3 protein-coding genes and 1 tRNA gene are annotated in these 4,716 nt (G+C 33.2%); 1 reads left to right on the forward strand and 3 read right to left on the reverse strand.

Annotation, left to right across the window (positions count from 1 at the left end):
* Nucleotides 1–463 precede the first annotated feature (463 nt).
* The 3 genes from HRT72_09930 to HRT72_09940 form a co-directional block, all read right to left on the reverse strand.
* Nucleotides 464–1,228 (reverse strand): OmpA family protein, encoded by a 765-nt coding sequence (locus tag HRT72_09930; protein NQY68025.1) that lies wholly within the window; start codon nucleotides 1,226–1,228, stop codon nucleotides 464–466.
* A 144-nt stretch (nucleotides 1,229–1,372) separates the two neighbouring features.
* Nucleotides 1,373–3,457, reverse strand: coding sequence for a PD40 domain-containing protein (locus tag HRT72_09935; protein ID NQY68026.1), 2,085 nt, complete (start codon nucleotides 3,455–3,457; stop codon nucleotides 1,373–1,375).
* A 238-nt stretch (nucleotides 3,458–3,695) separates the two neighbouring features.
* Complete coding sequence (locus tag HRT72_09940; protein ID NQY68027.1) at nucleotides 3,696–4,022, reverse strand: response regulator; 327 nt, start codon at nucleotides 4,020–4,022, stop codon at nucleotides 3,696–3,698.
* Between the two features lie 518 nt (nucleotides 4,023–4,540).
* Between HRT72_09940 and HRT72_09945 the strand changes: the two genes are divergently transcribed.
* A tRNA-Arg gene (locus tag HRT72_09945) sits at nucleotides 4,541–4,614 on the forward strand.
* Nucleotides 4,615–4,716: the final 102 nt, after the last annotated feature.

Consider the following 4,716-nt stretch of genomic DNA (forward strand, 5'->3'; position numbering starts at 1 on the left):
CTCAACTAATATATTTGAAGTATTCGAAAACTTTAAATATTAAACACTAATTGAGATGATTGAATTAACAAAATTACAACTACAAGATAGTTTGAATAGAGTACTTAAAGAAGATGGATACATGAGCTATCCAATTTTAAATTTGACAAGAAACTGAATGAAAGGATGTAAATTTTGAAGAAAAATTTACTACTTCAAATTCATTAGTCGAGATGACCTAGACACACTTTTTGGGACACTACCTTTCATAATTAGCGATATTAGTCGGTAAGTTTGCTTTGTTTACTTGATACTTATTAGTGCCTCCTGTATCAGTTATAACAAATATTATTGAAACCATTACATCAACACACATATAGACTATTGCACCGACGAGGTAGCTTCTTCTTTTATATTTCTCTTTAAACATATAGCTTATTACGAGAATGAAAAGCAAAACGTTTAGGTAATTTTACCGGAGGGCTTAGAACTGGATAAATGCCTGATATCCATATCCTCGTACTTCATCTAAATGAGATGAACACTCCTTGAATGATTCGTATTGACCGGTAATATATCTATACATTCCGTCAGCATCAATAATCTCTTTAACATCTGGTAATCCTTTGAAAAAATCCAAATCAACATGATACCCGTATGCTCCAACCTGAACTGTATAATATCCCAATTGCCCCATTGTTACATACTCTGTTTCTACTACTTCATTAGGTTCATCCTCATCAAATTCTTCCTCATAATCATCATTAATTGGATTAGATTTAGGCTTTGGTCTATTATTATCCAGATCTTTATAATGATCGGCCGCCATAGGTAACTCAACTAGTTCTACACGTCTATTCTTTAGGTTTAAAGAAAACCGTCTATACCTTTCACCGTAGCCAACAACTTTAAAACTTCGTTTATGAACCCCATTATCTAAAAGAAAATCTCCTATCGAGTTGGCCCTTCTTTTGGAAAGCAGTCTGTTATAGGCTCTTGTTCCAACACTATCTGTATGTCCTCCTATTTCTATTTTTATTTTCTCATTCTCTACCAAATAGTCAACTACTCTAAATAATTCAGTCTCTCCTGCATTGGAAATTAAATAGCTATCAAATTCAAAATTTATATTCTTGAATATGAATTTACCTTTTCTTGCCTTTTTCTTTGTTTTTACTTTAGGTATGGTTTCTTCAGCAGATAATACTTCTATCGTTTCCTTAAATGCTTTAATGTCTGTCTCGCTCACATGTACGGCATCGACACTATAGACTTTTACCTCTTCACCTTCGTTATATTCAACTTGACCAACTATAACGGTAGATTTTGAGAAGTTTGCATTTGCTTTTATTATATAGCTAATTTCAAACGCAATGTTTTTGGGGAACCTGTTCTAAGTAAAGGATAGTTCTTGATTCGAAAAACCCATATCTGCCCCGGCCGACTGCACGGCTTCTGCTGTAAAGTGAGCAGGTATTAATTCAGAAAGCTTAACTGATCCCTCAATTTCCTTATGCTTAATATTTAATGTTACGACGTACTCTGTATCGCTAATTTGCTCTACTTTTCTATCTACCAATACTCGAGTATTTGAAAGAGCATTTTCAACCTCGTAGTCAGGAATAGTATCTTTTACTATGTCTGCGATTACAGTATCTGTATTCAATTCCATCTTTTTCTCGTTAATGAAATAGTTCAATTCAGTATCTTCTGGTTCCATTAAATTGATAAAATCCGTACAAGCATCAATAAGACCTTTTTCAAAGACATCTCGTTGCTCAACTAAAAGGTGCTTTTGTATATCAAAAAATGCATTTCGAAACGAAACTGTTTGTTCTATTTTATTCTCTCCCGTCTTTTTCTTATTCATATGAATAACCTGAAAAATCTCATATGGCTCGCATTGTTTTGGTGTATGTATTTCCTGCGTTTGCTTTAAATATCCACCCCTCTCAATACTCATTACATAATTCGTGTTTGCCTTAAGCTCTACGATAAAAGAACCTTTTTTAGATGCAGCTGCATAAGCGACTACTTTCTTTCCCGATATTTTATTTGTGAAGGTTATTTGGGTTTCAACTAATTCGTCATCTTTAGTCATCACAACACCCCTTAACCTCACAGTATTAATGAAGGCACATTCAATTGCAAATTCATAGATATCCATATCCCCTTTTCCTCCTTCTCGTGAAGAAGATATTAGTCCTGTTTTATTATTTGGACCAATAACAAAACCTAAATCATCCATGGAAGAATTGATTGGCTGTCTCATATTCTTAGGCAAAGACCAATCTTCTTTTATATTATCCGAATAAAACACATCGTAGCCCCCCATACTACTGTGTCCTAGAGAAGAAAAATATAATCGATCATTTTCTGTCGTCATGAAAGGAGTAATTTCATCATATTTTGAGTTGATAATTGGCCCTAGATTTTCTGCAACAGTCCATGTACTATCCTCATTTTTTACAGACCTATAAATATCTAATCCCCCATAACCACCTTCTCTATCACTAGTAAAATAAACACTATTACCATCTTTCGTAAAATAGAAATGAGGCTCGTAAGCCTTTTTATCCAAGAATGTGCAATTCCAAGGTTTTAATGTTACATACTTACCTTTAGTAATCTTACCAAGATAAATATCATTAAGTTGATACACATATATTTCCGTATTATCTAATGAAAATCCTAGCATTTGTGCTTTCTTATCGAGATTTTCAACTACTAATTTAGAACTCTCTTTTAGCTTACTCGGCTTGCTCCACTTTCCATCCGGTTGAAATTTTGTAATCATTAGCAATTCATCAGTATTGTCTCTTGCTGACTGAGGATATGCATTATTCTTTTCTGAATAAATTAAGGTACTCATCTCACCATTCACAATAGGGTTATACTGACCAGTGTTAGTATTTATCACCTTACCCAAATTTGAAATTGCATGCGGTGTTGGTGCATCATTCTTGTAAAATATTGCATTTGTTGATGTCTCTATTTGGCGGTTCATGTCGTCGGCTAAAATATAACCAGAATAACTATCCTTGATTTTCCCCTTAAAGTGCTCGAGATATTTTATACCTATTTCATGCTCCCCAATCATATGATAGGTTTTGCCTAGATAAAAGAATGATTCTTGAATAGTGTCTCCTGGAATAGATTTTCTAATTGATATTTTGAAAAACTCTAATGCTTTCTCTTTACTTATGAAGCCTTGATTAAAGTAGCACAACCCTAATTCATGATATATAAACGGATTGGTTGTATCCGTATCAAGAATCATATTATATTTATTTATTGCTGCTTGATAATTACCCTTTATGTAAAACGCTCTTGCTTTTTCAATGTGCATAGCAAGAACTTCTGGGTAGTACAAATATTTTGTATAGTTCTTTTGCTCGTATTTTACCTTATTATAAAGCTCGTCAGGATTTTTAATATACTGCGCCTTAGAAATGGCAACAGATATTGAAAAAAGCAAGATTAGATATACTCGATACACGAATCAAGAGGCTTTGCGTTGGTTTATTTTAAGCTGTAAAAGTACTAATTAATAGACCAATCTCGGCTCTTAGCCTATCATTTACGATTACAAAACCGTTAAATGAAGGGCTACAATCTCCGATTGTTTAGGTTTATTCGATGATGCATACTTTGAGTATAACCATATTCAATTAAATAATTATACACAACATCTTTCTCTCTCCTAATATCATTAATTATTGTACCTTAACAATCCCGTCCATAATGGGCATATTTACGTCCATAATTATTAAATCATATTCAATCTTATCTAGTTTCTCCAGAGCGCCTTTCCCGTTTAAGACAGAGTCTACTTTACAATTGTAAGTACTCATCATATGCGTTACAATCGAATTGTTCAAATCACTATCGTCTACAAGTAATACTTTATATTCTTTATTTGGATCTTCATTTGCATGGATTACTTTTTCAACAGCTTTTTTCAATTTATCTTCGTCAAAAGATTTATTCAAGTATAAATCTATCCCTAAGTCTCCTATCCTGGTTATATCATCTTCTCGCATAGATGTGGTAAGGTAAGAACTACAACCGCTGGAGGATTTTTCCGCGTTGGTACAAGCTCATTTAACTCCTTTAAAACTCAAAACCATCCATTACCGGCATCTTAAGATCTAATAAAATAAGTTCAGGCAAATCCTCATCATTACTTACTTTTCCAGTTAGATATTCTAAAGCAGTAAGTCCGTTCATTTTTACTGTGATTACATCGGCAACCTGATTTTTTTTTTAAATAATTCGTTTTCCGAGAAACACGGCTGTTTCGTTGTCTTCGATTAGTAGAATTTCTCTTAGTTTTCTCATTTAAAATTGATTTTATTTCAATTATACAACTGTTAATACGCCTAGCTGATCTAATTCGTTGATAATTGGTACTGAAAAACCGGATTATTCTGTTAATCGACAATTATCAACTGTGAATGACATTACATCAAATTGCAGTTGATTTTTCATCTAGCAGAAACAAAAATGGGTTCCATTAATGATTTTAAAAAATTAATAAAATATCTTTACAGCTATTAAAGGACCCGTGGCTCAACTGGATAGAGTACCTCACTACGAATGAGGCGGTTACAAGTTCGAATCTTGTCGGGTTCACTTCAAAAGCCTTGATATCAGTAGATATCAAGGCTTTCGTTTTTTCGCGTATTCTTCAATAAATACAAGTTCACGTGTTTTTCACGTGTTTTTGGATGTTGA

The organism is Flavobacteriales bacterium (assembly GCA_013214975.1).
Taxonomy (GTDB): domain Bacteria; phylum Bacteroidota; class Bacteroidia; order DT-38; family DT-38; genus DT-38.